Below are 25,491 nucleotides of genomic sequence, written 5' to 3'. Positions count from 1 at the left end.
CGGGCTGCTGGGCTTGCTCGGCTACGAGAACGACTGACCGCAGCCGCAGCTGCGTGTCGCGTTCGGGTTGTTGATCGCGAAGCCCGCGCCCTGCAGGCCGTCGCGGTAGTCGAGCGTGGCGCCCTGCAGCATCGGCGCGCTGGCGGGATCGATGACGACCTTCACGCCGTTCCACTCCGAGACGGCGTCGTCCGCGGCGACGTCGCTGTCGAAGAACATCTCGTAGCTGAACCCCGAGCAGCCGCCGGGCCGAACGGCGACCCGCAGCGCCAGCGTCTCACCGTTCTCCTCGGCCGCCATGAGGTTCTTCACCTTCTCGGCGGCGGCGTCAGTGAGGCTGAACACGGCTCCGGCGTCGGTGACGGTGAACATCGATGTCGCTCCTCGGGGGACGTCTCAGTCGGATTCAGGATACCCAGGGGCCACGACGACGTGGCACGGCTCGTTGTCGTGCAACGCGCCGAACTCCTCGACTCTTCCCCCGCCGACGGCGCTCACCACGCCTTCGCACAAGCCGCGATGGAGCTGGCACACGAGCTCGGGATAGGCCTCGGCGAGCTCGCGGAACGGGCAGCGGAGGAACTCGATCCGGGTCCCCGCCTCGCCGGGATCGTCGCGGGCGGCGAGCGGGTCGAAGCCGAGGCGCGTCAGCTCGGCCTGCAGCGCCCGGAGGCAGCTGTGGGTGCGCGTCCGCTTGGCCGCCTCGGCGCCCCACGCGAACCCCGTCCGCGCGGCGTCGTCGCCGGCGGCGCCCGCCCGCGTCGCGAGCGCCGCGAGCAGGCCGGCCAGCACCGCGTGGGCGGGTGGGTCGAGCCCGAGCCCGGGCGCGCCCGGCGCCAGCGAGTAGCGGTGCTGGGGCCGCCCGACCGTCCCGCGGTGGACGGCCTCGACCTCGACGAGGCCCGCCTCGCGCAGACGCTCGAGGTGGAGCCGCACGGTGTTCGGGTGCAGACCGAGGCCCTCGGCGAGCTCCTGCGCGGACAGCGGCGAGCTGGCCGACGCCATCACGCGGTACATCGCGTACCGGGTCTCGTCACCGAGCGCCTTCAGGACGTCGATGTCGAGACCGGCGCTCTCGCCGGCTTCGGCGCGATCGTCGCGGCGATCGTCGCGGCGATCGTCGGGCCGATCGTCGCGGCGAACGTCGAGACCCACATCGTGACGGTACCTGCCAGCACCCCCATTTCCAAGCCTTAGACTGTGTTTATTGAGCCGCACGGCATGAGCCCCGACCACGTCGACCCGAACGACCCCGACGCCCCGATCCACCGGACGAGCGCGCCCCCGCCGCCCGCGGACGCCGTCCGGCGGGTCCTGCGCGGCGTGATCGATCCGGAGCTGCGCGCGGACGTCGTGGAGCTCGACATGGTCCGCGACGTCGACGTGGCCGCGGACGGCACGGTGACCGTCACGGTCGCGCTCACGACCGCGGGCTGCCCGTTGCGCGGGCAGATCAAGGCCGAGGTCGAGTCGAAGGTCGGCGCGCTGCCCGGCGTCACCGACGTGCGCGTCGAGTACGGCGAGATGACCGCCGAGCAGAAGCGCGCCGTGATGCAGCGCGCGCGCTGGAACGCGCGCGAGCAGGCGCAGCCCACCGAGGTCCCGGCGACGGCGCGCGTCCTCGCCGTCGCGAGCGGCAAGGGTGGTGTCGGCAAGTCGTCGGTCACCGTCAACCTCGCGGCCGCGCTCGCGGCCGAGGGCCGCACGGTCGGTGTGCTCGACGCCGACATCTGGGGGTTCAGCGTCCCGCGGATGCTCGGCGTCGGCGGACGGCTCGGTGGTGCGGACGGGAAGATCCACCCGCACGAGGTCGAGGTCCCCGGCGACGGCACGAGCGGGCTGCTCAAGGTCGTGTCGATGGGGTTGCTCGTCGACGACGAGGGCACCGCGCTGATGTGGCGGGGCCTGATCCTCGCGAAGGCGGTCGAGGAATTCCTCGTGAAGGTCCGGTGGGGCGACCTCGACTACCTGCTCGTCGACATGCCGCCGGGCACGGGCGACATCCAGATGGCGCTCGCGCGACTGCTCCCGCAGGCCGAGATGCTGGTGGTGACGACACCCGCGCTCGCGGCGCAGAAGGTCGCGGTGCGCGTCGCGGACATGGCGCACCGGTCGTACATGAAGGTCGTGGGCGTCGTCGAGAACATGAGCCGGTTCGTCACGCCGTCGGGCGAGTCGTTCGCGGTGTTCGGCGAGGGCGGCGGCACCGCGCTCGCGACGGAGATCGGCGCACCGCTCGTGGGCGAGATCCCGCTCGAGCCGGCGGTGTCGACGGGTGGCGACCGCGGGCGGCCCGTCGTGCTCGACGCGCCGCAGAGCGCGGCCGCCGACGCGTTCCGCCGGCTGGCGGCACGTGTCAGCGGCGAGCTGCTGCCGCCGATCGAGATGGCGGGTTGCACCGCACGGATCTTCGAGCTGGCGGAGGCGAAGCTCGGCCCGGTGCCCGCGAAGTAGCGCTACGCGAGCTTCCAGATCGAGCGCGTGTCGCGGCCGAGCACGCGACCGTCGGCACGCAGCTTCAGGAGCTGCGCGTACACCTGGTTGCCCGCCATCTCCTGCAGCTCGGGAACGATGTCGGGATACACGCGCTCGACGATGTCGCGGATGCGGGCCGGGCCGTCGGCGAGCACGGCGAGCACCTGCTTCTCGCGCATCGCGCGGTGCTCGAGGTACTCGGTCAGCCGCGCGCGCGGCTCGTCGATGACGTCACCGTGCCCCGGACAGATCCGTGAGATGCGCATCTTGCGGAGCCGCTCGAGCGTCGCGAGATACTGCGCGAGGTCGCCGCCGCGAGACGGGTTCACGACGCTCGTCGTCCCGTCGAGGACGGTGTCGCCCGTGAACAGCACCCGCTCCTCCTCGAGCAGGAAGCACAGGTGGTCGGGCGAGTGACCGGGCGTGTGCAGCACCTCCAGGCCCCACTCGGTGCCCTCGATCACGTCGCCCTCACCGATGGTGCGGTCGACGTGCACCATGACCTCGCCCTCGCCCGCACCGGGCTGCAGGCGATTGCTGTACGCGAGCACCTCGGCGCCCGTCGCCTCGACGACGCGCGTCGCGGCCGGCATGTGGTCGGGGTGCGTGTGCGTGAGAACGACCCAGCGGACGCGCTCGCGCATCGACGCGCCGATGATCGCGTCGACGTGGCGCGCGTCGTCGGGCCCCGGATCGATCACCGCGACCTCGTCGATCCCGACGAGGTACGTGTTGGTGCCCGGCCCCGTCATCGGCCCCGGGTTCGGCGCCACGATCCGCCGAACGAGCGGCGACAACGCGCTCGGGACCCCGGGTGTCATGTCGGGCATCAGGCCACACCTAGGACGACGCTCGGGAGCTGCGACGCCGGTGCGGCACCGCGGGCGTTCACCCCTGGCAGTCTACCGGCCCGGCCGGCATTCCCCGCCGGGCTCGCGCGATCGACGGTGCGTCGTACGCTCGCTGCGATGGCCGAGCCCGACGACCCGCGTCGCGCGCTTCCCCAGGTGGAGCGGGTCGTCGCCGCGCTCGAACCCGACGGGATCCCGCGCACGCTCGTGACCGACGCGGCGCGCGCAGCCGTCGCGGAGGCACGCGAGCGTGTCGGTCGCGGTGACCCGGTCGTGCTCGAGGACGTCGTCGACCGGGCTCGGTCGCTCGCCGGGGAGCGGTCGCGCACGCTGCTGCGGCCCGTTCTCAACGCAACGGGCGTCCTGTTGCACACGAACCTCGGCCGCGCCCCGCTCGGCCAGGACGCGCTCGACGCGGTCGAGGACGTCGCGTCCGGCTACTCGAACCTGGAGTACCGCCTCGCGGACGGACGCCGCGGCTCGCGTCACGACCACGCCGGGGCGCTGCTCGCGCGGGCGGTCGGGGCGGAGGCGGGCGTGGTCGTGAACAACAACGCCGCGGCGGTGCTGCTGTCGCTCGCGGCGCTCGCACGGCACCGCGCCGTCGTGGTCTCACGCGGCGAGCTGGTCGAGATCGGCGGCGGGTTCCGCGTGCCGGACATCATGAACGAGTCGGGCTGCCGCCTCGTCGAGGTCGGGACGACGAACCGCACCCGCGTCGGAGACTACGAGCGGGCGCTGAACGGCGACGTCGCGCTCGTGCTGAAGGTGCACGCGTCGAACTACCGGATGGTCGGCTTCGTCGAGTCGACGCCGGTGCACGACCTCGCCCGGCTCGGACCGCCGGTGTTGTTCGACGCAGGCTCCGGCCTGCTCGACGCGACGACCCCGTGGCTGCCCGCGCGTCCTCCCTGGCTCGGTGACGAGCCCGGTGTACGTCAGGCGATCGACGACGGCGCCGCGCTGGTCACGTTCTCGGGCGACAAGCTGCTCGGCGGCCCGCAGGCCGGTGTCGTCGTCGGTCGCGGCGACCTCGTCGCACGGATCGTCCGTCACCCGCTCGCGCGCGCGTTCCGCGCCGACAAGATGACACTCGCCGCGATGCAGTCCGTCGCGGCCGCGTATCTCGACGGGCGTGGCGACGCGATCCCGTTGTGGCGGATGGCGACCGTGCCGGTGCGCGAGCTGCGAGCGCGCGCGGAGCGCATCGCCGCGGACGTGACGGGGGCGAAGGTCGTCGAGACGAGCGCAGCCGCGGGTGGAGGATCGCTCCCGGGGCTGACCATCCCGTCGGCCGGCGTCGCGGTCGAGTCCGCCAGCGCGGACCACACGTTGCGCGTCCTGCGCGACCTCGACGTCGTCGCGCGCGTCGAGGACGACGCCGTGGTGTGCGACCTGCGCGCGGTGGCGCCTGCGGACGATGCGCGGCTGACGAACGCGCTCCGTGCCGCGCTCGGCGAACGGACGCGATGAGGACCGTCGCGACCGCCGGTCACGTCGACCACGGCAAGTCGTCGCTCGTGCTCGCGCTCACCGGTACGGATCCCGACCGCTTCCCCGAGGAGAAGACGCGCGGCCTCACGATCGATCTCGGCTTCGCGTTCACGACGCTCCCGTCGGGGACCGAGATCGCCTTCGTCGACGTTCCCGGTCACGTCCGCTTCATCAAGAACATGCTCGCCGGTGTGGGCGCGGTCGACGTCGCGGTGCTCGTCGTCGCGGCGAACGAGGGCTGGATGCCGCAGAGCGAGGAGCACGTGCGGATCCTCGAGCTGCTCGGGATCGAGCACGGCGTCGTCGCGCTCACGAAGGCCGACGTCGTGGACGACGAGACGTTCGAGCTCGCGCAGCTCGAGCTCGAGGATCGTCTCGCGTCGACGCCGTTCGCGCGCGCACCGGTCGTCGCGGTCGACTCGCGCTCGGGCCGCGGGCTGGACGACCTGCGCGCCGCGCTCGACGCGGTGCTCGCCGACGCGCCGCCCGTCACGAACCGCGACCGGCCCCGACTGTGGATCGACCGGGTCTTCGCGGCGAAGGGTGCGGGCACGGTCGTGACGGGGACGCTGGTCGGCGGCCCCCTGGCCGTCGACGACGAGGTCGTGGTCGTGCCGGGCGACCGACGCGTGCGGATCCGCGGGATCGAGTCGCGCCACCAGAAGCTCACGCGCATCGGGCCAGGCACTCGTGTCGCGCTCAACCTGGCCGGCGTCGAGCACACGCAGCTCGCGCGAGGTGACGCCGTGGTCCGTGCGGAGCAGTGGCGACCGACGACGGTCGTCGACGTCGCGGTGTCGTTGCTCCCCGACGAGCACCTTCCGCCGCGCGCGCGGTTGCAGGCGTACGCGGGCTCGGGCGAGCACACGGTCGTGTATCGCGCGACGCGCGCCGACGCGCGCTTCGCGCGGCTGAGGCTGCCGTCGGAGCTGCCGCTCGCGCCCGGCGACCGGCTCGTGCTGCGCGACCCCGGGAGCAGCCGGACCGTCGCCGGCGCGGAGGTGCGCGACGTCGCGCCGGTGGGCCGCTGGCGTCACGCCGTCGCTCGCCTCGCGCTCCCCCTCGGTGAGCGCCTCCTCGCGGCGCGTCCGTGGCTACCGCTCGACCAGCTACGCGGCCCGCTGACGGGACTCTCGCCGCACGACGCCGACGTGCTCGTCGAGACGCTCGTCGCCGACGGCATCGCGACGCGCCTCGGCACGAACATCGTCGCGACCGACGAGCTGGCGACGCTGCGCAAGCGAGCCGTCGAGCTCGCCGTCGCGCATCATCGTGAGCATCCGCTCGACCCCGGCCTCGAGCTCAACGCGTTCGCGGCCGCGTTCGGCCTCGACGTCGAGCGCGCGCGGCTCGTCGTGGAGGCCGAGGAGACGCTCAGCCTGGATCGGGGCGCGGTCCGTCACACGAGCCATCGCGGGAGTGCGTCGGACGATCCCGAGGCGCAACGGCTCCTCGCCGCGCTCGATGCCGCCGCGTTCTCGCCGCCGTCCGCCGCCGAGGTCGGGGTCGAGCCCGCGGTCGCCCGAGCGCTCGTCCGCGACGGGCTCGCGGTCGACCTCGACGGTGTCCTCTTCACCAGCGCCGCGCTCGACCGCGCGCGCGAGCTCGTCGTGGACGCGATCGAGCGCCGCGGCGCGATCACGGTCGCGGACGCCCGCGACGTGCTCGGCTCGACGCGCAAGTACGTGCTGCCGCTGCTGAACCGTCTCGACGCGGAGGGCGTCACGCGCCGGCGCGGCGACGAGCGGATCCTCGGGCCCGTCGCGCGGCAGCGGGGCGAGACCAGTCGCTGAGCGTCCGGCTCGGGGCCGCTCGCCTCAGCCGGCCTCGCGAGCCAGCGCCGAGCGGCGCTCCGCCTCGGTCAGGCCGCCCCAGATGCCGTGGAGCTCGCGGATCGACATCGCGTACTCCAGGCACTCCCGGCGCACGCCGCAGTCACGGCAGATCGCCTTGGCGCGCTGCTCGCGCTCGTCGCGCTCGTCCTTGCGCTCCTGATGCGCCGGCGGGAAGAACAGCGGCGCACCCGGCCCGCGGCACGCAGCGCGCACCTGCCACGTCTCGTACGACGACCGGACGCCCACGGACCCCCTTCCGGTTCGCCAGCCGGAGATCCCCACGAGGTGGGGACCGGGCGCAACGTATCCCCTGGTCAACCGGGCGACAAGAGTGAATTTCGGAGGGGCGGCGGCGTGCTCAGCCCTCGCGCTCGTGGCGCCCGTGCCGGTAGTCGCGGGCGCCGCCCGACTCGGGCTCGACCTCGAGGACGAGGCCCTGGACCTCCACCACGCGGACCGCGTCACCGGCGCGAATGGGTGTCGCGCGGTTCGTGCGCGCCCGCCACAGCGCGCCGCGGATGCGGACCACGCCGTCGGGGTCGACGTCGACCTCGGCGTCACCCGTCTCGCCGACCATCCCCTCGCGACCGACCGTCGGCGTCGAGAACCGCGACCGCACCGCCGCGGTCATGCCGGCGAGCATGAACACGGTCGTCCCGGCGCACACGATCAGGACCACCCACCAGCGCGGATCGAGCCGCACGCCACCCACGAGCGTGAGCGAGCCGGCGACGAGCGAGCCGAGACCCGCGAACGTCCAGAACCCCAGTCCGCCCGCCTGGACGTCGATCGCGAACCCGAGCACGCCGACGCACAGCAGCACGATCGCCCACCAGTGCACGGGGAGATGCGAGAACCCGATCAGCGCGCCGACGACCCCGCCCGCACCCGCCAGACCGGCGAGCCCGATGCCGATCGTGAAGAACTCGAACACCATCAGCGAGAGGCCCGCGACGAACAGGAAGTACGCGACCGACGAGCTGCTGAGCGTGTGGATCGCCTGCTGGCCGAGACCGAGCTTGCGGAAGCGCACCGACTGGTTGGGCTCGCGCCGCGGTCCTTCGTGCGTGTGCACGACCTTCGACAGCGAGAGGTGGTGCGCACCCGTCGGCGTCGTGACCGTCCGCCCGTCGAGATCGCCGAGCAGCGCGACGAGTGTCGGCGCGACGTCGTCCACCGCGTGCACGCGCTTGGCCTCGTCGGGTGAGAGGCGCGTGCGCGTCGCGGTCGCGACGCCGGCGGGATCGCGACCGGCTGCACGCGCGAGGTCCGAGAGCCCGCGCTCGACCTCCGGCGGCGACACCGCGCGTGGGTGGTCGAGCGAGACGGGGTAGGCCGGGCCGATGTGCGAGCCGGGCGACACCGCCGCGATCGGCGCGGCCGCGAGGAGCTCGACCGCGCCCCCACGGACGTTCGAACCGGACGGGCCGACCCACACCGCGATCGGCACGCCGGACGCGCGGATGTCGCGCACGACGGGCGCGACGTCGCTGTCGAGGACCCCGCCCGAGTCGAGCTGCACGACGAGCAGGGTCGAGCGGTTCCGGTTCGCCTCGCGGATGACGCCGCGTACCAGCGACACGTTCACGGGGTCGAGCGGGCCGTTCACCTGGACGACGTCGATGCCTCGCAGCCCGGACTGCGTGTCCGCGGCGGACGCGCTCGTCGTGCTCGCGCCCGTCGCCGCGACCGCCACGGCACCGGCCAGGAGGACCACGCCGACCAGCCTGACCAGCACTGTTCGGCGTCGGCGGGCCATCGGGGCTCCCGTAGCATGAGGGGCGATGGAGCTCGCGCAGTTCTGCTCCAGCGCCCGGGCGGTCATCGTGGCGGGCAAGGGCGGCGTCGGGAAGACGACCGTGACGGGCGCGCTCGCGCTCGTCGCGGCACGCGCGGGCATGAGCGTGCTGATCATCGAGGTCGAGGGCAAATCGGGACTGCCCGCGATGTTCGAGTGCGACCAGCTCGAGTACGAGGAGTGTCACGTCGCGCCCGGCGTGCGCGCGCGCACGCTGACGCCGGACCAGGCCTTGCTCGACTACCTGCGCGACCACGGCCTGCGTCGCATCAGCCGCCGACTGTCGAGCTCCGGCGCGCTCGACGTCGTCGCGACCGCGGTGCCCGGCATGAAGGACATCCTCGTGCTCGGCAAGGTGAAGCAGCTGGAACGGGACCGCGTCGCCGATCTCATCCTCATCGACGCGCCCGCCGCCGGCCACGCGGTGTCGTTCCTCCTGTCGCCGCGCGGGCTCCTCGACGCCGTGCGCGTCGGACCGATCCGCAAGCAGGCGGCGGACGTCATCGAGATGCTCTCGGATCCGCAGCGGTGCCAGGTCGTGCTCGTCACGATCCCCGAGGAGACCCCCGTCAACGAGCTCGTCGACACCGCGTTCGCGATCGAGGACCGCGTCGGCGTGAAGCTCGGACCGGTGGTGGTGAACGGTTGCTATCCCGAGCTCGACGTCGATGCGTCACCCGTCGACATCGCCCGCGACGCGGACGCCCTCGACGTGTTCGTGTCCGCGCGTGAGGCCGACGACCTCGCGCGCGCCGCGGAGTTCCGCACCCGGCGTCAGGCGTTGCAGCGAGCCGAAGCGGACCGGCTGGCCGAGCTGCTGCCGCTGCCGCAGCTGCGACTGCCGTTCCTGTTCACGGCGGACCTCGGCCGCGCCGAGCTCGACCTCTTGAGCGCGCACCTCGCGGCCGGGGTCGAGGCGCTCCCGACCGCGCTCGTATGACCGGTCGCGACCACTCGCTCGACGACCTCGTCGAGCACGGTCACATCGTCGTGTGCTGCGGGACCGGTGGTGTCGGCAAGACGACGAGCGCAGCCGTCCTCGCGCTGGAGGGTGCGCGGCGAGGGCGGAACACGGTCGTCGTCACGATCGACCCGGCGAAGCGGCTCGCGAACGCGCTCGGTCTGTCGGAGCTGTCGAACGAGGCACACGAGATCGACCGCGCGGTGTGGGCGCGCGACGGCGATGCCGTCGCGGGCGGGCGGCTGTCGGCGCTCATGCTCGACACGAAGTCGACGTTCGACACGCTCGTCACCCGCTACGCGCAGTCGGACGAGCAGGCAGCTCGCATCCTCGACAACCGCTTCTACCGGAACGTCTCCGGCGCGCTGTCGGGCACGCAGGAGTACATGGCGATGGAGAAGCTCCACGAGCTGCACGAGGACGGCGGCTACGACCTGATCGTCGTCGACACGCCGCCGACGCGGCACGCGCTCGACTTCCTCGACGCACCGCACCGGCTGACGCGCCTCCTCGACAACCGGATCTTCCGGCTGCTGATGATGCCGACGCGCGCATACCTGCGAGTCGCGAGCGTGGCCGTGCAGACGTTCCTGCGCACGATCTCGAAGGTCGTCGGCAGCGAGGTCGTCGAGGACGTCGTCGCGTTCTTCCGCGCGTTCGAGGGCATGGAGCAGGGTTTCCGCGAGCGAGCCGCGAACGTGGTCGCGCTGCTGGCCGACCCGGGGACACGCTTCGTGCTCGTGACGACACCGCGGCGCGACGCCGTCGAAGAGGCGGAGTTCTTCGCCGAGCGCCTCGACGAGATGGGGATCGACGTCGACGTCCTCGTCGTCAACCGCGTGCACCCGCACTTCGGTGACGAGCAACCGGAAGGACTGCGGGCACGGGCCGTCGAGCTCGCGACGCGCGCTGCCGACGGCGCGGACGGAGCCGCGGCGCGGCTCTGCGCCCTGTACGGCAACCTCGCCGACTTCGGCGACATCGCGGAGCGCGAGAGCCGTCACCTGCGCGGCGTGCGAGAACGGGTCGGAACGGCCGCGGTGGCGTACGTGCCGTTCCTCGCCGGCGACGTCCACGACTTCGACGGGCTGCACGAGGTGGGCCGGCTGCTGTTCGACGGCGCGACCGCTTCCGCGGCCGGCGCGCCGAGGGATACCGGGCCGTCGCACGGCGGCGGGTAGCCTGCCCGTCCATGGCCGAGCGTGACGAGACGACGATCCTGGTCGCAGCGGACGCCGACTGGGTCCGGGCACAGGTTCGGGCCGCGTTCGTCGGGCGGGGACAGCGCGTCGTCGAGGTGACGAGCGGGTACGACGTGCGCCCCGCGGTCGCCGCCTCGCCGCCCGACCTCGTCGTGCTCGACATGCAGATCGGCAACATGGGTGGGATCGCGGTCGCGATCGACCTCCACCTCGAGGCCGCGGCCGGCCGTCTCGAGCACGTGCCGATCCTGCTGCTGCTCGATCGCGCGGCCGACACGTTCCTCGCACGGCGCGCCGAGGCGGACGCCGAGCTGGTGAAGCCGGTCGACGCGGGGACGCTGCGCCGCACGGCAAAGCGGCTGCTCGCGGAGGCGGCCGCGTCGGGCACCCGTCGCGACTCGGCGTGGCCGGGCCCGGAGCCTGCCGCGGCAGGATCGCTAGAATCCTGACCCTTCACGGGATGTAGCGCAGTTTGGTTAGCGCGCAGCGTTCGGGACGCTGAGGTCCCGGGTTCAAATCCCGGCATCCCGACCAACCTCACGGTGCGCGCGTCGCGCGCGGTAGCGAGACATTGCTTGCTCCCGTCGCGGAGCGCCTCTCGGCGCCGTCGTACGCCTTCGCCGTGCGTCACGAGCGCCAGAGGCCGGACTGGGAGACCGCGTTGGTCGGCGCCGGCATGGTGCATTCCTCGCCAGTGTCGTGATCCTCGCGGTCGCCCTCGTCACGGGAAGTGGCCGGCTCGTGACACCCGGCCTGGAGCTGTTGGTCGCCTGCGTTGTGTTGGTCCGCGTTGCGAGCGCGTTCGGGCGCTCGATCGCCGACGACCCGCCCGACGAGCACATCATCCGACGGTTCCGGCGGACGCTCCAACGCGACCTCCGTCGCCTCGGTCGGTCGCACTGACGTCGTCACGCGGACCCGATGGCTGGCGGCGGCGTGATGGGCCGTGCAATCGCGCGGCGCGTCGCGGTGAGCCGTGACAACTGTCACGACACAACGGCGCGACGCCGTCGGTTGTGCGTCTTGACGGCTGTTCGAGCGGCGCGCGTCGGGACGACCGATGAGTTGCCGCGCAGTACGTCGTCTGACGTGACGAAGCGCGAGGGGGTTCGGAGGCGGTCATGCGGACGGTGACGAAGAAGATCATCCACGTGCCCGAGGCGTGGATCGCCGTCGGCGGGCTGGTCGTCCTCGCCGTATCGCACGTGCTGTGACGCCTGGCGGGCGACGCAGTTACGAGCGCGCCTGATCGTCGACCACGAGCGCGAGCGCGAAGCCGTCCCAGCCCTTGGTGCCGACGGTCTGAATGGCGGTTGCATCGACGCGCTCGTCACGGGTGAGGACGTCGAAGAGCTCGCGGGTCCCCGTGATCGCGTCGTCGCCGCTGTCCGCGTCCACGACCCGGCCGTTGCGCACGACGTTGTCGCAGACGATCAACGTGCCGGGTCGACCGAGACGGATCGCCCAGTCGAGATAGCGCGCGTTGTTCACCTTGTCCGCGTCGATGAACACCATGTCGAACGGCGCGGCCTCGTTGTCGACGAGCGCCGGCAACGTGTCGAGCGCAGGGCCGACGACCACGTCGACCCGCGCGGAGACATTCGCGCTCTCGAGGTTCATGCGGGCGACGTCGGCATGTCGCGGGTTCGCCTCGAGCGTGACGACGTGTCCGTCGGGCGGGACGCCGCGCGCGAGCCAGATGGTGCTGTAGCCGCCGAGCGTCCCGATCTCGAGGACCGTGCGGACGCGGCCGAGCCGGGCGAGCAGCATCAGCAGCTTGCCCTGGTTCGCCGCGACGTCGATCGGCGGCAGACCGGCCGCGGCGTTGGCGGCGAGCACCTGGGCGAGGACGGGATCCTCGCCGAGCAGCATGTCGCAGAGATACGAGTCGACATCGGTCCACGCGGCGGTCATGGCGACATCTTGGTCTCCATCGCCTTCGTGCTCCTGGAACCTCGCATAGCGAGGTCGTAGGAGCGCAAAGCCGCTCACCAGCGGGAGCGGGATTCCTCGGCGAAGCCTTGGAGCGCGTCGAACGTGAGCGTCTCGCCGTCGTCGGTGACGAACGTGCCGGACCATGTGCCGAACACCTGGTGCGTCTCGGTTCCCAACACCAACGCCTGGATCCTCGTGTGCTTGTCGAACCGTGGCGCGAGTTGGACGGACAGCCGGCCCGCGGGGTCGTCGACGCGCCAGGGTCGCATCGGGTCGTGCCAGTCGTAGTCCCAGCGCAGCTCGCGCCCGAGCTTCGTCAGCCGCCCGTCCACGAGCACGCCGTTCTCGGTGAACCCGGTGCCCTCGGTCCACTTGCCGCCGAGCTGCAAGCCGACGACCGGACCGTGCGCGCCCGCGCGTCCCGCGCCGCCGCCCCAGTTCCAGCGCGTCCGGTAGGGCCACCGACCGCGTCCGACGTCGAGCACGCCCCACGCGTCGACGCCCGAGTCGTCGCCGAACCTCCACATGCGCTCGCCGACGACGAGCTCGCCGCGCGCGGGCCGGGCCTGGTGCTTCGACGTGTACTGGAAGCGGGTCGCGCTCCACGGGATCACGACGTTGAGCGACTCGTGACCGCGCGGGAGCTCGACGGTCGCGTCGAGACGACCGGCCCGGCCGTCGCGCTCGCGCCACGTCGCGTGCAACCGCGTCGTCCCGTCGGCGTCGTCGGTCACGTCGAGAGCGAACCCCCGCCGTCGCGTGCGCAGCGGCGCGCTCGCCGGGACGTCGGGAACGTCGATGCCGCGCGCGACCGGGACCGTGATCACGCGACCGCCCGTCGTCCCGGTCGCGAGATCGACCCACCACACGTCCGCGAGGCCGAGGTAGTCGACGTCCGCGTACACGCTCGACACGACGAGGTCGCCGGCGAGGATCGCCCAGTAGTCCCACCGCTTCGTCCGGCCCCACACGCCGCGGAGGTTCGGCCGGTGCAGCGGGCGGCGCGACCAGCCACGCGCGGCGGGGTTGAGCGAGCGCCCGTCCGGCGTGGCGAGGTCGACCGGTTCGGTGAGCTCAGGCTCGTCGGTCCCAATGGACATCGCGCCCATGTTGTCCGACGGCCCGCACGACCTCCGAACGTCGGCTTCAAGATCTCCTGACGTTCGACGCGGAGGATGGCCGCATGACATTCGCCCGCCCGACCTTCCTCCTCGTGGTCACCGTTGCGGTCGTCGCGATCGTCGCGGTCGCCTGCTCGTCGAGCGCGTCCACGAGCCACGACGCGACCACGACGTCGCAACCGACCGCGCCGCCCGTCGGCAACGGGACCGTGCGCCCCGCGGTGACCCCGAAGGCGAAGACCCTGCACGCGTCGCTGCGCACACCCGACGGCCGCGACCGCACCTACCACGTGTACGTCCCGTCGACCGTCGCGCCCGGCGCGACATCCGGCCCGAAGGTCCCGCTGCTCGTCGCGCTCCACGGTGGCCTCGGCTCCGGGCTGCAGTTCGAGCGCACGTCGGGCTTCGACGGGCTCGCCGAGGCGAATCGCTTCGTCGTCGTGTACCCGGACGGGATCGGAGCCGGTCCGAACGGCGCGGTGATGCGCACGTGGAACGGCGGCGGCTGCTGCGGCGCGGCGGCGCGCAACGACGTCGACGACGTCGGCTTCGTACGCCTGCTCGTCGCGAAGCTGAAGACGCAGTACCCGATCGACGCGGCACGCGTGTACGTCGTGGGGCACTCGAACGGCGGGATGCTCGCGTACCGCGTCGCGTGCGAGCTGTCCGACGAGATCGCGGCGGTCGGCGTGCAGTCGACGTCACTGGAGACGAACGTCTGCCGGCCGACGAAGCCCGTCTCGCTCCTGCACATCCACGGCACCGCGGACCAGAACATCCCGATCGACGGCGGACGGGGGCCGAACGCGATCAGCGGCGTCGACTACGCGCCGCCGATCGACGGCGTGCGCACGATCGCGCAGCTCGATGGCTGCGCCCGGCAGCCCGTCGTCACGAAGGACGTGCACAACCCCGACGTCACCGTGCACCACTGGCAGTCCTGCGCGGACGACGCCGACGTCGTCTTCATGACGGTGAACGGCGCGCCCCACGCCTGGATGGGTCACACCCCGCCGCGGCGCGGCACGGCCGTGTACAAGAACCTCGACTCGAGCCTAACCATCTGGACGTTCCTCGCGTCGCACACGAGGTCGTGAACGAGCTCACGACGACACCGTGGTGAACGTCTCGGTGCGACAGCTCCCGCCGTCCGGCCACGGCGTCACGGGGCTTCGTGAAGCTCGCGGCGCAGACCTGGATGGCGAAGCTCGAGTCCGCGGGACCGTTCCACACGAACCAGCCCTCGGTGTGCGTGGTCGTCGTCAGCGTGGTCGTGCTGTCGTCGTACTCACACGCAGGCGTGTCCGGACTCGGGCTCGCGAATCGCGTACCCGTGCAGAGCTCGGCATAGACGTCGGGTGCTCGTGTCAGTCGCCTGCTCGAACTCGACCATGTAGTCGTTCGAGCCGGGATCGGCGGCGTCCGCCTCGAACAGGAACGGCTTGCCCGGCTGCACCTGGTTCGTGGCCACGTACGTCGCCATGATCGTCGCCACGTCGGGCGGTGGGTTCGACCCCCCCGTAAATGTTGCGTCAAGCGCCGATGCGGAATCGCGGGCCGTCCCGCCGCCCGCGCGTACCGTCACGCCGTGCTGAAATGGATCGTCCGCCTCGTGCTGTTGGCGGCCGTGGCATTCGGGCTGGCGCAGCTGGTGCCATACCGCGTGCACAACCCGAAGACGCGTCACGAACCGCCGTGGAGCTCACCGCAGACGCGTCAGCTCGCGGTCGCCGCGTGCTTCGACTGTCACAGCAACCAGACGCGCGGTACCTGGTACGAGAACATCGCTCCGGTCGCGTGGTGGATCAACCACCACGTCAGCGAGGGACGCGCGCGCCTCAACTTTTCGGAGTGGGCACCGGGCAAGTACGACGGTGACCGCGCCGCGCGCGCTGTGCTGCGGGGCTCCATGCCGCCGCCGTACTACACGTGGTTCGGACTGCACGCGGACGCGAAGCTCACCGCGCAGCAGCGCCAACAGCTCGCAGCCGGCCTGCAGGCGACGCTCGGCCCGGGCAACGACACTGGCCGGTACGAGCGCCAGTAGGTCGTCCGGTCACTCGGGTCCGCGTCCCGCCCACAACGGGTAGTCGACACCGGCGAGCCGGTTGATCACGATCCCCTGCCCGACGAGCAACAGCACCGCGAGCATCAGCTCGCCGAGTTGGGGCAACGTCGTCAGCACCCCGAGGCTGACGATCAACGTGGTCGCGCCCGCGGGCGGGTGCGGCACCTTGAACCACACCATCAGCAGCGCGGTGAGACCGAGTGACAGCGCGGCCGCGCCGACACGCGGACCGCTCACGCCGTGGGCGATCGCGGCCGGCGTGTTCGTCAGGCCGAACACGACCAGCGAGAGGTAGCCCGCGCCCGCGCCGATCAGGTGGCCACAGATGGTGTTGCGCGGCCATGCCGACGGGATGTGCGGCGTGTAGAAGAGCAGGAACGCGGTCGGGCCGAGCGACGGGAACACCAGCGGTTCCTGCGTCGCGAACGCGGCCAGCGACATCAGCCCGATCGAGATCAAACCGTTGACGCCGGCGAAGATGCCGAGCACGAGCGTCGAGCTGTGGCGTTGCTCGAGCGCGGGAAGGCGCAACCGCCGCGCCACGCCGAGCACGACGTCGGACATGCGACCGCCGATCGGGTACCGCGGCCCGGCCATGCGGACTACCTCTCGTGCCCGAAGTACCAGAGCGCGAGCGCGACGACGAACGATGCAGCCTGGAACGCGAGGATCAGCCACACCTCGCGCATGCGGTGCTGGTACCACGCGTCGAGCTCGACGGTGAGCGCCCAGAGCTGACCGACGACGACGGTCGCGACGACGACGATGCGCGCGTTGAGGATCGCGGCCCGGCCCGGATCGCGGTCGAACCCCGCGCCGGGGCCGGGTCCGGTCGACGGTGGGGCCTGTCGCGCCTCGCGCAGCTCCGAACGGCTCGGAACAGGCACCTCGCTCACGAGACGCTCCCCACGGCCCAGATGCCGTCGTGGCGCTCCTCGACCCTGATCTTGGGGAGCGGGCGGGGCGGCGGACCGGCGAGCACGCGGCCGGTGCGCGCGTCGAACCGTCCGTCGTGGCACGGGCAGCGCAGGTCACCGGTCGCCTCGCGCCACAGCACCGCGCACGACAGGTGGGTGCACACCGACGAGTACGCGACGACCTCTCCCGAGCTCAGCCGCATCGCGATCGCGGGATCGTGCTCGGTCGGATACGTGAACGCGACGGCCTGCCCGCGGGCGAGCGATCGCGTGATCCGCTTCTCGCGTCCCTTGTGCGCGGTGCGGCGCGGGAACACGCCGGCCGCGACGACGCCGCTCCCGACGAGCAGGCCACCCGACACCGTGACGAGGATGCGCAGGTAGTCGCGCCGCGTGACGCGCGCGTCCTCGCGGATGCGGTCGAGCAGTGCACCGACAGAGGCGTCGTCGCGCGCCATCAACATCCTCCCGGGACGTTCGCCGCGAACTCCTTGGGCACGACGATGGCGCACCCCGTCCGCACGGTGGCGTCGCCGAAGCTCACGACGTCGACGGCCGTCGCGCCGGGCCGGTCACGCTCGAGCTCTTCGAGCGTCCCGTAGAACAACGCGTCGGTCGGGCACACCGTCGCGCACATCGGCCCGAGCCCGCGTGACGTGCGGTCGTAGCAGAGGTTGCACTTGTACTGGAGCTTCTCGACGATGTCGATCTTCGGGACGCCGAAGGGGCACGCATGGACGCAGTTCGCGCAGGCGATGCAGCGTTCCTTCGCAGCCTCCTGCACGACACCGTCCGCGGTGACGAGGATCGCGTCGGCGGGACACACTTCGGCGCACGGCGCGATCGGGTCCTCGCAGTGCATGCACACGGTCGGCATCGCGGCCGTCGTGTGGCCGACGTCGATGTAGTCGAGATGGATCATCGACTTGCCGCGGTGCGAGTCGCACTCGCGGCAGCCGGCGACGCAGGCCTGGCACCCGATGCAGCGACCGGGGTCGACGAACAGCGTGCGCTGCATCATGACTCGGACGTCCCCCGGCCCTGCGGCATCGTCGGCGGCGCCGTCTCGGACAGTGGCGTGGTCTCGGCCGGGTATGCGTGCGCACCCGGCGGGACCGGTGGCGCGGGGACGGGATCGATCGCGTCGCCGTGCTCGACGCGACACGCGCACACCTTGTACTCGGGGATCTTGGAGATCGGGTCGAGCGCGTCGATCGTCAGGATGTTCGCGGCGACGGGCGCGGGCCAGTGGTACGGGACGAATGCGGTGTCCGGCCGGATCGTCTCGGTGACGAGCGCGGGGTAGGTCGCGCTCCCCCGGCGCGTGACGACGCGCACGGGCTCGCCGTTCGCGAACCCCAGTGACGGGTGCACCTCGACCCACGGCCGCGGTGTCTGCTCCACGAGCGCGGGGAGACGGCGCGTCTGGTTGCCCGACAGGTAGTGCGCGACGGTGCGACCGGTCGTGAGACGCATCGGGTACTCGTCGTCCGGCGGCTCGGCCGGTTCGTGCCACTCCACCGCGACGAAGTGCGCGCGGCCGTCGTCAGTGGGGAAGTCGTGCTCGAAGAGGCGGGGCGTGCCCGGGTGGTCGAGCGTCGGGCACGGCCAGAACACTCCGCCCGTCTCTTCGATCTTCTCGTACGTGATGCCGTAGTAGTCGGCCTTGCCGCCGCTGCTGACGACGCGCAGCTCGTCCCAGATCGCGCGCGGCGTGTCGAACGCGAACTTGTCGCCGACGCCGAGGCGGCGCGCGATCTCGCACAGGACCCACCAGTCGGGGCGCGCGTCACCGGGCGGCTCGGTCGCCTTGTTGATCTTGACGACCCGACCTTCCGCGTTGGTCGTCGTCCCCTCGTCCTCGGCCCACGCGGTCGTCGGGAGGACGACGTGCGCACGCTGGCACGTCTCGGACAGGAAGAAGTCGAGCTGCACGTGGAAGTCGAGCGCCTCGTACGCCGCGAACGTCGCCGCGCGGTTCGGCAGCGCGACGAGCGGGTTGTTGCACAGGCCGAGGACGCCGCGGATCTCGCCCGTTCGCATCTGGCCCATCATCTCGACGAACGACGTTCCCTTGTGCGGGAGGTCGCGCTCGTCGATCCCCCACCGCTCGCACACGACGGCTCGGTGCTCGAGGTTCTCGATGTCGCGCAGGCCCGGGAGCATGTCGGACTTCTGGCCGTGCTCGCGGCCGCCCTGCCCGTTGCCCTGACCCGTCAGCGTGCCGTACCCCGCGCCGGGGCGGCCGATCTGGCCTGTCGCGAGCACGAGGTTGATGATCGACGTGCAGTTGTCGACGCCCTGCACGTGGTGCTCGATGCCGCGCGCGTGGAATGCCATCGCGCGCTCAGCCCGTCCCCAGATGAGCGCGACCTGCTCGACGAGCGCGGGGTCGACGCCGCAGATCTCACCGACGCGCTCGGGCGTGTACCCCTTCACCGTGTCGCGGACCGCTTCCCAGCCCGTCGTGCGCGTCGCGACGAACTCCTCGTCGACGAGGCCCTCGCGCACGACGACGTGCAGCACGCCGTTGAAGAACGCGGCGTCGGTGCCCGACTTCACGGGTACGTGCACGTCCGCCGTTCGCGCGAGCGGTGTGCGGCGCGGGTCGACGGTGATCAGCTTCGCGCCGCGGTCGCGCGCGCCCCAGAAGTACTGCGTCGCGACCGGGAAGCATTCACCGACGTTCGCGCCCGCGACGATGATCGCCTGCGTGAGGAGCATGTCGGACCACGGGTTCGCGGACCGGTCGGTGCCGAAGGCACGCTTGTTCGCCGCCGCGGCCGACACCATGCAGAGCCGTCCGTTGTAGTCGACGTGACGTGACCGCAACGCGACTCGCGCGAACTTGCCGGCGAGGTACGTCTTCTCCGTCGTGAGGCTGGCGCCGGAGATGACGCCGAACGCGTCACGCCCGTGCTCGTGCTGGATGCGGCCGATCGCGTCGACGACGCGGTCGAGCGCGACGTCCCAGCTCGCGGCGCGGAACGTCTCGTCGCGCCGGTCGCGCACGAGCGGCGCGGTCAGCCGGTCGGGATGGTTCACCTGCTGGTAGGCGACCACGCCCTTCGGGCACAGTCGGAGGTGGTTGATCTCGTGGTTGCGCGGCTCGACGCCGAAGACACGCCCGCGCTCGTCGACGCGCAGGTACATCCCGCACTGCACGCCGCAGAACGCGCAGTGAGTCGCAACTTGGCGCTCGGCGCCCTCGGGCGCCTCCCAGCCGGCCGCGGGCTCCGCGCCCGCCTCACGGAAGTCGCCGACGCCGGGCGGCAGGATCGGGAACGAGTGCGTCACTCGAAGCCCGCTTTCACGCGCTGCAGGTAGGCGGCGCCGCGCTCGACGCGCTTGCACCGCGGGCAGGTCTCGATCCACTCGTCGAAGTCGAGCCCGAGCTCGCGCATCGTCGCCTCGAGATCGTGCACGTACTCGGTCGCCTCGAGCGGCGCACCGCACCGCCGGCACGTGAACACCCCCTCGCGCTCGACGGCCGCGTGCTTGTAGACCTCGACACCGACGCTCGCCGGCCGCTGGATCACGTGGAAGAACTTCCCGAACGGGATGAACACGAGCGTCAGCACGACGCACGTCATGTGCAGCACCGCGAGGAACTCGTAGCCGCGTCCACCGAGGAGCGAGCTCGAGAACGTGAGCTCGAGACCCGTGACGGAGATGGCGATCAGCGCGGCGAGCGGGACGAAGTCGTACCCGAGCCGCTGCCCGGTCGACGCCTCGCGGTCGTGGAACCGGCGCCACAGGAAGTAGAGGCAGCCCGCGATGACGAGGACCGCGGTGATGTCGAGCGCGTGGAAGATCAGCCATCCTCCCACGCTGAGCGCGTCGAACGTGCCGAACCTGATCCCCCAGACGTGCATCACGTACCGAGGCCCGGTCGCGCTCTCCGAGCGGAAGTAGATCCAGCCGAACGTGAGCGGGAACGTGATGAGCGTCGCGCCGATCACACCCCAGAAGATCGCCTGGTGCGCGAGCCAGCGCGTCACACCGCGGCGCGCCATGAACGTCTGGAACGAGAGGTACGACACGAGCGAGCGCGGGACGAGCGTCGGGAAGCGCCGGAACGCGCGGAACGAGAAGAACGACTGCCAGCCGCGCACGAGATAGCGGCGAGCGGGCGGGCTCTTGACCCAGACGACGTACCGGTACACGGCGCCGAACGCGAGAAAGACCGTCGCGGTCGCGTAGCCGATCAGCGCGGAGTCGAAGTTCCGGAGGTTGCGGCTCCCGAGGACGATCAGGACCGCGAGGACGACGGCCGCGATCGCGCCGGCGATGCTCGCCGACACGTCGACGTGGCGTCCGTGAGGCGGGTGCGCAGGGGCCGCGACTCGCCCGGCGTGATCCGTCGCGTCCGGGCGGACGTCTGACCCGGTGCCGCGTGCGCGGGCGTCGTCCACCGAGGCCCGACCGTAGCCCCGCGCACCGCGATCCCCACGAACCGGGCGACGCGCGCGTGCGTCAACGCAGGGGCGGGAGCCCGAACATCCCGTCGAGCCCTGACACCTCGAGGACACGCCGGCATTGCGGCGACGCCGCGGCGACCCGGAACGGGAGACCGCGCGCGGTCGCCTCCTGCTTCGCCACGACCAGCGCGCGCACACCGGCCGAGTCGAAGAACCCGACGCCGCTCAGATCGATCACCACGTCGCCCACGCCCCTGCGCGCGATGAGATCGACGACGCGACGCTCGATCGACGGGCTCGTCAGCATGTCGACGTCGCCGGAAACGCTGATCTCGAGCTCGCGGCCGGTCCGCGAGGACACCACCTGCCCGCCCCGCGCGGGATCGCCGCCGTGAGCTCCCGTCACCTGGCTGCCGATACCCCTGGATGCGCACCGCCATGCGCGGCGGCGGCTCAGGTCTTCGCGAGGACCTCTGCCATCTGGACCGCGTTCAGCGCCGCGCCCTTGCGCAGGTTGTCGCCGGTCACCCAGAGATCGATCGCACCCGGCTGCGACGGGTCCTCGCGGACCCGGCCGACCAGGACGGGGTCGATCCCGGCGCTGTCGAGGGGCGTCGGGAACCCGTCGCCGTCGTCGACCACCGTCACCCCGGGCGCGTCCCTCAGGAGCTCGACCACCTCGCGGCGCGAGACGGCCCGCCGGAACTGCAGGTTCGCGGTCATCGCGTGCCCGACGTAGACGGGCACGCGGACGCACGTCGCCGTGATGCGCATCGTGTCGTCGTGGAGGATCTTGCGCGTCTCCCGGAGGAGCTTCCACTCCTCGGACGTGTAGCCCCCCTCCTTGGGCGACCCGGCCAGGGGGATGACGTTGCCGGCGATCGGCTTGGGCCAGACGTCACCCGGCTCGACGACGTCGCCGAGCGCGGCGGCGCGGCGCAGGCGCTCGGACTGGCCGTCGTACTTGGCCCACTGGCCGTCGAGCTCGTGCATCCCGGGCTGCCCGGCACCGGAGACGGACTGGTACGTCGAAACGACCATGCGGTCGATGCCCGCGGCGCGCTGCAGCGGCGCGAGCGCGGTGACGAGCACCATCGTGGTGCAGTTCGGGCACGACGCGATCCCCTTCGGGAGCGTGCGCAGGTCGTCGGGATTGACCTCGGCGACGACGAGGGGAACGTCGTCGTCCATGCGGAAGGCGGCCGAGTTGTCGACGACCTTCGCGCCCGCGGCCGCGGCCTTCGGCGCCCACTCGGCCGCCAGCGGGTCGTCGACGTCGACGACCACGAGGTCGAGCCCGTCGAAGCAGCCGTCGCGCAGGACCTCGCACGCGACCTCGCGACCCGCGAACGGCAGCTTGCGACCCTCCGAGCGGGGTGACGCGTACACACGCAGCTCGCGGACCGGGAACGCGCGCTCCTCGAGGACGCGCAGCATCTCGCCGCCCACCAGTCCCGTCGCGCCCACCACGCCGACGTTCATCCCGGTCGCCCTGCTCACGGGGCGTCCTCCAGGCCGAACGCGCTGTGCAGCGCGCGGACCGCACGTTCGACGTCGACGTCGGGAACGACACACGACACCCGGATCGACGACGTGGAGATCATCTCGATGTTCACGTTCTCGCCCGCGAGGACCTCGAACATCTTCGCGGCGACACCGGGGTTGCTCTTCATCCCCGCCCCGATCAGCGACACGCGGCCGACCGCGGTGTCGTGCCGGAAGCCGGTCGCCTCGGTCTCGGCGACGATCGTCTCCATCACCTTCAGCGCGCGCGCGAGGTCGTCGCGCGGGACGGTGAACGAGATGTCGGTGTGGCCGTGCACGGACACGTTCTGCACGATCATGTCGACGTTCACCGCTTCGTCGGCGAGGGCCCGGAACATCTTGGCGGCGATGCCGGGCCGGTCGGGGACGTTCTCGATCGTCACCTTCGCCTCGGACGTGTCGTGCGTGACCGCCGAGATGATCGCCTGCTCCATCATCGGGTCTTCCTCCCGGACCCAGGTCCCCGGCTCCCACGTGAAGCTCGACCGCACGTGGATCGGGACGTTGTATCGGCGCGCGAACTCGACGGACCGCAGCGCCAGCACCTTGCCGCCCGTCGCGGCGGCGTCGAGCATCTCCTCGTACGAGATGCGCGCCAGCCGGCGTGCCTCCGGGACGACGCGGGGGTCGGCGGTGTACACGCCGGCGACGTCCGTGTAGATCTCGCACGCGTCGGCCTTGAGCACCGCGGCGAGCGCGACGGCGGTCGTGTCGGACCCGCCGCGACCGAGCGTCGTGATGTCCTTCGACGTCGACACGCCCTGGAACCCGGCGACGACGGCGATGCTGCCCGCGGCGATCGCGTCGCGGATCCGGTCGCCCTTCACCTCGACGATCTTCGCCTTGCCGTGCGTCGTGTCGGTGACGATCCCGGCTTGCGACCCGGTGAAGGAGACCGCGTGCTCACCCCGGTCGATGATCGCCATGCAGAGCAGCGCCATCGAGATGCGCTCGCCGGCGGTGAGGAGCATGTCGAGCTCGCGCAACGCCGGCGTCTCCGAGACGTCGTACGCGAGACGGACGAGCTCGTCGGTCGTCTTGCCCATCGCCGAGACGACGACCACGACGTCGTCACCGTCGCGCCGCGTCCGCACGACGTGGTCCGCGACGGCACGGATCCGATCGGGGTCGGCGACGGACGTCCCGCCGAACTTCTGGACGATCAGCATGCGCGGTTCGGCGCGACGGGCCGGCTCACGACGCTCAATCGTACCGGCGGGGCGGAGCGCTCCCGACCCAGCTTTTCCGGGGGACGCGTGGCTCCGGAGCCGCGCGCGGCCGTCGGTAGACTCCCGCGCCGTGTCGAAGGCCTCGAAGCGGGAGCGTCAGCGCATCAACCGGGAGGCCGCACGCGCACGCGACCTCGCGGTCGCACGCCGCCGGCAGCGGACGAAGACCGCTCGCAACGTGATCATCGCGGCGGTGGTCGTCGTCGGCATCGCGTTCGCGTTCAGCGCGACGCGTGGCGGCAGCAAGAAGAGCAGCAAGAAGAGCGCGACCAAGTCGGCAGCCGCGCTGTCGATCGACGTCAACAAGACGTACACCGCGACGATCGACACCAACGAAGGCGTGATGACCGTACGGCTCGACGCCAAGAACGCACCGAAGGCCACGGACAATTTCGTGCGGCTCGCGCGGGCCGGGAAGTACGACGGCTGGACGTTCCACCGGATCGTGCCCGACTTCGTCATCCAGGCCGGCAGCCCGACCGGTGTGAACCCGGGTCGCAGCGTCGTCGGCGAGCTCCCGAAGGACCACTACCCCGTCGGGTCGCTCGCGGCCGCCAAGACGCAGGACGAGCCCGCCGGCACGTTCTCGTCGGACTGGTTCATCGTGACGGGCTCGCAGGGCGCGACCTTGCCGAACGACTACGCGCGCTTCGGGATGGTCACGAGCGGCCTCGACGTCGCGAAGAAGATCGCGTCGCTCGTTCCCGCGGGCCAGACCGTCGCCGGTTACGACGGGCCGCCCTCGGCGACCGTCACCGTGACCAAGGTGACGATCGCCGAGTCCTGACGCGCAACGGCCTTTTGGGAAGGGAAGCGGCCATCACGTGGCCGTTGCGCTTCACACAACGTGTGGGCGCTTGAATCAGCGGTCGAGCGTGAGGGGTTCGCCGGCGCGGACGACCTCCGGTGCGCCGTCGCCGTACACGGTGACCGCTCCGGCGCCGGAGACACGCCACGAACGTTCGGCGTCGCGGATCAGCGCGGTGTGCTCGTCGATGCCGACCAGGAGCGCGGTGCGCGGGAGCAGCTCGACGGACCGCTGCCGAAGGTGGTCGGCGGCGGTGCCGTGGTACGGGAAGACGGCGAGGTTGGCGACGAGGCCCAGCCCGACCGTGTACGCGCCGCCACGCGGGTCGACCATCGGGTCGCACAGCAGCGTCGCGCCCGCACCCGACGCGGCCACGACCGCACCGCGCTCGTATGCCGCGCGGAGTGCGTCGTACAACGGCGAGCCCTTGAGCACCGAGCGCAGGTGCAACGGCGAGCCGTCGGCGAAGTAGACGAACGTCGCCGCGCGCAGGATCTCCGCGTTCGCGGCGTCCTCGGCCTCGGGTCGATGGAGGACCCCGAGCGGTCTGACAGTCGCGCCGAGGCCGGCGAAGTGCTTCGCAGCCCGCTCGACCACCCGGTCCGCGTGCTCGTACGCCGCTGCCGTCGGGAGGACGACGACCTCGGTGCTGCCGCTCGCGGCGAGCAGCTCGGCGTCGAACGACGCGCACTCGTCGCAGAACTCGCCGCCGCCGACGAGGGCGAGCGTGCCGGTCGAGCGCTTCGTCGGCATCGCGTCGCAGCCTAACGGCCGCAAATGGAGCGCCCGGCTACCCGCCGGTAACCTGGCCCGTCCTCGTCCGCGGTCGAC

At 71.8% G+C, this 25,491-nt stretch carries 27 protein-coding genes and 1 tRNA gene; 10 read left to right on the top strand and 18 right to left on the bottom strand.

Annotation, left to right across the window (positions count from 1 at the left end):
• Nucleotides 1-21: 21 nt before the first annotated feature.
• Nucleotides 22-372, bottom strand: a complete 351-nt coding sequence (gene erpA / locus VFC33_15880; protein HZR14718.1) for an iron-sulfur cluster insertion protein ErpA — start codon at nt 370-372, stop codon at nt 22-24.
• 24 nt (nt 373-396) lie between these two features.
• The gene (locus VFC33_15875) at nt 397-1,155 is read right to left on the bottom strand and encodes a helix-turn-helix domain-containing protein (protein HZR14717.1); all 759 of its coding nucleotides are present in this window, start codon (nt 1,153-1,155) and stop codon (nt 397-399) included.
• Nucleotides 1,156-1,221: 66 nt separating this feature from the next.
• On the opposite strand from VFC33_15875, the gene VFC33_15870 reads away from it, so the two are divergent.
• A complete protein-coding gene (locus VFC33_15870; protein HZR14716.1) occupies nt 1,222-2,454 on the top strand; it encodes a P-loop NTPase in 1,233 nt (410 codons plus the stop codon).
• A gap of 2 nt (nt 2,455-2,456) precedes the next feature.
• Here the strand turns inward: VFC33_15870 and VFC33_15865 are convergent, their stop codons facing one another.
• Entirely contained in the window at nt 2,457-3,305 is an 849-nt protein-coding gene (locus tag VFC33_15865) for an MBL fold metallo-hydrolase (GenBank protein ID HZR14715.1), read from the bottom strand.
• Between the two features lie 138 nt (nt 3,306-3,443).
• On the opposite strand from VFC33_15865, the gene selA reads away from it, so the two are divergent.
• Both selA and selB read left to right on the top strand, forming a co-directional pair.
• Nucleotides 3,444-4,799, top strand: coding sequence for an L-seryl-tRNA(Sec) selenium transferase (selA, locus tag VFC33_15860; protein ID HZR14714.1), 1,356 nt, complete (start codon nt 3,444-3,446; stop codon nt 4,797-4,799).
• Nucleotides 4,796-6,613 carry a selenocysteine-specific translation elongation factor gene (gene selB, locus VFC33_15855; protein ID HZR14713.1) on the top strand — a complete coding sequence of 606 codons (1,818 nt, stop codon included), beginning with the start codon at nt 4,796-4,798 and terminating at the stop codon, nt 6,611-6,613. Before selA ends, selB begins: the two co-directional genes overlap by 4 nt.
• 24 nt (nt 6,614-6,637) lie before the next feature.
• Here the strand turns inward: selB and VFC33_15850 are convergent, their stop codons facing one another.
• Complete coding sequence (locus VFC33_15850; protein HZR14712.1) at nt 6,638-6,901, bottom strand: WhiB family transcriptional regulator; 264 nt, start codon at nt 6,899-6,901, stop codon at nt 6,638-6,640.
• A 112-nt stretch (nt 6,902-7,013) separates the two neighbouring features.
• Nucleotides 7,014-8,372 carry an NfeD family protein gene (locus VFC33_15845; GenBank protein HZR14711.1) on the bottom strand — a complete coding sequence of 453 codons (1,359 nt, stop codon included), beginning with the start codon at nt 8,370-8,372 and terminating at the stop codon, nt 7,014-7,016.
• Nucleotides 8,373-8,439: 67 nt separating this feature from the next.
• Between VFC33_15845 and VFC33_15840 the strand changes: the two genes are divergently transcribed.
• The 4 genes from VFC33_15840 to VFC33_15825 all read left to right on the top strand — a co-directional run bounded on the left by VFC33_15840 (nt 8,440) and on the right by VFC33_15825 (nt 11,150).
• The gene (locus tag VFC33_15840; GenBank protein HZR14710.1) at nt 8,440-9,393 is read left to right on the top strand and encodes an ArsA-related P-loop ATPase; all 954 of its coding nucleotides are present in this window, start codon (nt 8,440-8,442) and stop codon (nt 9,391-9,393) included.
• Nucleotides 9,390-10,595 (top strand): ArsA family ATPase, encoded by a 1,206-nt coding sequence (locus VFC33_15835; GenBank protein HZR14709.1) that lies wholly within the window; start codon nt 9,390-9,392, stop codon nt 10,593-10,595. The genes VFC33_15840 and VFC33_15835 overlap by 4 nt, the downstream gene beginning before the upstream one ends.
• Before the next feature lie 11 nt (nt 10,596-10,606).
• Nucleotides 10,607-11,065 (top strand): response regulator, encoded by a 459-nt coding sequence (locus tag VFC33_15830; protein ID HZR14708.1) that lies wholly within the window; start codon nt 10,607-10,609, stop codon nt 11,063-11,065.
• Nucleotides 11,066-11,072: 7 nt separating this feature from the next.
• Nucleotides 11,073-11,150, top strand: a tRNA-Pro gene (locus tag VFC33_15825).
• A gap of 699 nt (nt 11,151-11,849) precedes the next feature.
• On the opposite strand, the gene VFC33_15820 is transcribed toward VFC33_15825, so the two are convergent.
• Both VFC33_15820 and VFC33_15815 read right to left on the bottom strand, forming a co-directional pair.
• Entirely contained in the window at nt 11,850-12,530 is a 681-nt protein-coding gene (locus VFC33_15820) for an O-methyltransferase (protein ID HZR14707.1), read from the bottom strand.
• A gap of 74 nt (nt 12,531-12,604) precedes the next feature.
• Nucleotides 12,605-13,651 (bottom strand): DUF2804 domain-containing protein, encoded by a 1,047-nt coding sequence (locus VFC33_15815; GenBank protein HZR14706.1) that lies wholly within the window; start codon nt 13,649-13,651, stop codon nt 12,605-12,607.
• Nucleotides 13,652-13,734: 83 nt separating this feature from the next.
• On the opposite strand from VFC33_15815, the gene VFC33_15810 reads away from it, so the two are divergent.
• Nucleotides 13,735-14,769 (top strand): alpha/beta fold hydrolase, encoded by a 1,035-nt coding sequence (locus VFC33_15810; protein ID HZR14705.1) that lies wholly within the window; start codon nt 13,735-13,737, stop codon nt 14,767-14,769.
• Between the two features lie 191 nt (nt 14,770-14,960).
• Here the strand turns inward: VFC33_15810 and VFC33_15805 are convergent, their stop codons facing one another.
• Nucleotides 14,961-15,155 (bottom strand): hypothetical protein, encoded by a 195-nt coding sequence (locus VFC33_15805; GenBank protein ID HZR14704.1) that lies wholly within the window; start codon nt 15,153-15,155, stop codon nt 14,961-14,963.
• 105 nt (nt 15,156-15,260) lie between these two features.
• Here VFC33_15805 and VFC33_15800 point away from each other — a divergent pair, with 105 nt between their 5' ends.
• Nucleotides 15,261-15,719 carry a heme-binding domain-containing protein gene (locus VFC33_15800; protein ID HZR14703.1) on the top strand — a complete coding sequence of 153 codons (459 nt, stop codon included), beginning with the start codon at nt 15,261-15,263 and terminating at the stop codon, nt 15,717-15,719.
• 9 nt (nt 15,720-15,728) lie between these two features.
• Here VFC33_15800 and VFC33_15795 read toward each other — a convergent pair whose 3' ends face one another.
• The 9 genes from VFC33_15795 to VFC33_15755 all read right to left on the bottom strand — a co-directional run bounded on the left by VFC33_15795 (nt 15,729) and on the right by VFC33_15755 (nt 23,792).
• Nucleotides 15,729-16,337, bottom strand: coding sequence for an HPP family protein (locus VFC33_15795; GenBank protein HZR14702.1), 609 nt, complete (start codon nt 16,335-16,337; stop codon nt 15,729-15,731).
• Between the two features lie 5 nt (nt 16,338-16,342).
• On the bottom strand, nt 16,343-16,636 hold the full coding sequence (locus VFC33_15790; GenBank protein ID HZR14701.1) for a hypothetical protein: 294 nt from the start codon (nt 16,634-16,636) through the stop codon (nt 16,343-16,345).
• Nucleotides 16,633-17,115: a Rieske (2Fe-2S) protein gene (locus VFC33_15785; GenBank protein ID HZR14700.1), complete on the bottom strand. Its 483-nt coding sequence runs from the start codon at nt 17,113-17,115 to the stop codon at nt 16,633-16,635. Before VFC33_15785 ends, VFC33_15790 begins: the two co-directional genes overlap by 4 nt.
• Nucleotides 17,115-17,678 carry a 4Fe-4S dicluster domain-containing protein gene (locus VFC33_15780; protein ID HZR14699.1) on the bottom strand — a complete coding sequence of 188 codons (564 nt, stop codon included), beginning with the start codon at nt 17,676-17,678 and terminating at the stop codon, nt 17,115-17,117. The genes VFC33_15785 and VFC33_15780 overlap by 1 nt, the downstream gene beginning before the upstream one ends.
• A complete protein-coding gene (locus VFC33_15775; GenBank protein ID HZR14698.1) occupies nt 17,675-19,954 on the bottom strand; it encodes a molybdopterin oxidoreductase family protein in 2,280 nt (759 codons plus the stop codon). The genes VFC33_15780 and VFC33_15775 overlap by 4 nt, the downstream gene beginning before the upstream one ends.
• Complete coding sequence (locus VFC33_15770) at nt 19,951-20,961, bottom strand: MFS transporter (protein HZR14697.1); 1,011 nt, start codon at nt 20,959-20,961, stop codon at nt 19,951-19,953. Before VFC33_15770 ends, VFC33_15775 begins: the two co-directional genes overlap by 4 nt.
• A gap of 172 nt (nt 20,962-21,133) precedes the next feature.
• Complete coding sequence (locus VFC33_15765) at nt 21,134-21,484, bottom strand: STAS domain-containing protein (protein HZR14696.1); 351 nt, start codon at nt 21,482-21,484, stop codon at nt 21,134-21,136.
• A 47-nt stretch (nt 21,485-21,531) separates the two neighbouring features.
• Nucleotides 21,532-22,578: an aspartate-semialdehyde dehydrogenase gene (locus VFC33_15760; protein ID HZR14695.1), complete on the bottom strand. Its 1,047-nt coding sequence runs from the start codon at nt 22,576-22,578 to the stop codon at nt 21,532-21,534.
• Nucleotides 22,575-23,792 (bottom strand): aspartate kinase, encoded by a 1,218-nt coding sequence (locus tag VFC33_15755; protein ID HZR14694.1) that lies wholly within the window; start codon nt 23,790-23,792, stop codon nt 22,575-22,577. Before VFC33_15755 ends, VFC33_15760 begins: the two co-directional genes overlap by 4 nt.
• Nucleotides 23,793-23,922: 130 nt before the next feature.
• Between VFC33_15755 and VFC33_15750 the strand changes: the two genes are divergently transcribed.
• Nucleotides 23,923-24,639: a peptidylprolyl isomerase gene (locus VFC33_15750; protein HZR14693.1), complete on the top strand. Its 717-nt coding sequence runs from the start codon at nt 23,923-23,925 to the stop codon at nt 24,637-24,639.
• A gap of 75 nt (nt 24,640-24,714) precedes the next feature.
• On the opposite strand, the gene VFC33_15745 is transcribed toward VFC33_15750, so the two are convergent.
• A complete protein-coding gene (locus VFC33_15745; GenBank protein HZR14692.1) occupies nt 24,715-25,413 on the bottom strand; it encodes a Type 1 glutamine amidotransferase-like domain-containing protein in 699 nt (232 codons plus the stop codon).
• Nucleotides 25,414-25,491 lie beyond the last annotated feature (78 nt).

The sequence above is a fragment of the Acidimicrobiia bacterium genome, assembly GCA_035651955.1.
Taxonomy (GTDB): Bacteria; Actinomycetota; Acidimicrobiia; order IMCC26256; family JAMXLJ01; genus JAMXLJ01.
This window is presented reverse-complemented; position numbering and strand designations above follow the sequence as displayed.

Bases quoted from the DNA above. Each gene is read 5' to 3' on its own strand.
- VFC33_15805 (HZR14704.1), bottom strand. From the start codon at position 15,155: ATGGCGACGTACGTGGCCACGAACCAGGTGCAGCCGGGCAAGCCGTTC.
- erpA (HZR14718.1), bottom strand. From the start codon at position 372: ATGTTCACCGTCACCGACGCCGGAGCCGTGTTCAGCCTCACTGACGCC.
- selA (HZR14714.1), top strand. From the start codon at position 3,444: ATGGCCGAGCCCGACGACCCGCGTCGCGCGCTTCCCCAGGTGGAGCGG.
- VFC33_15865 (HZR14715.1), bottom strand. From the start codon at position 3,305: ATGCCCGACATGACACCCGGGGTCCCGAGCGCGTTGTCGCCGCTCGTT.
- VFC33_15835 (HZR14709.1), top strand. From the start codon at position 9,390: ATGACCGGTCGCGACCACTCGCTCGACGACCTCGTCGAGCACGGTCAC.
- selB (HZR14713.1), top strand. From the start codon at position 4,796: ATGAGGACCGTCGCGACCGCCGGTCACGTCGACCACGGCAAGTCGTCG.
- VFC33_15840 (HZR14710.1), top strand. From the start codon at position 8,440: ATGGAGCTCGCGCAGTTCTGCTCCAGCGCCCGGGCGGTCATCGTGGCG.
- VFC33_15820 (HZR14707.1), bottom strand. From the start codon at position 12,530: ATGACCGCCGCGTGGACCGATGTCGACTCGTATCTCTGCGACATGCTG.
- VFC33_15870 (HZR14716.1), top strand. From the start codon at position 1,222: ATGAGCCCCGACCACGTCGACCCGAACGACCCCGACGCCCCGATCCAC.
- VFC33_15830 (HZR14708.1), top strand. From the start codon at position 10,607: ATGGCCGAGCGTGACGAGACGACGATCCTGGTCGCAGCGGACGCCGAC.
- VFC33_15810 (HZR14705.1), top strand. From the start codon at position 13,735: ATGACATTCGCCCGCCCGACCTTCCTCCTCGTGGTCACCGTTGCGGTC.
- VFC33_15780 (HZR14699.1), bottom strand. From the start codon at position 17,678: ATGATGCAGCGCACGCTGTTCGTCGACCCCGGTCGCTGCATCGGGTGC.
- VFC33_15795 (HZR14702.1), bottom strand. From the start codon at position 16,337: ATGGCCGGGCCGCGGTACCCGATCGGCGGTCGCATGTCCGACGTCGTG.
- VFC33_15755 (HZR14694.1), bottom strand. From the start codon at position 23,792: ATGCTGATCGTCCAGAAGTTCGGCGGGACGTCCGTCGCCGACCCCGAT.
- VFC33_15785 (HZR14700.1), bottom strand. From the start codon at position 17,115: ATGGCGCGCGACGACGCCTCTGTCGGTGCACTGCTCGACCGCATCCGC.
- VFC33_15745 (HZR14692.1), bottom strand. From the start codon at position 25,413: ATGCCGACGAAGCGCTCGACCGGCACGCTCGCCCTCGTCGGCGGCGGC.
- VFC33_15815 (HZR14706.1), bottom strand. From the start codon at position 13,651: ATGTCCATTGGGACCGACGAGCCTGAGCTCACCGAACCGGTCGACCTC.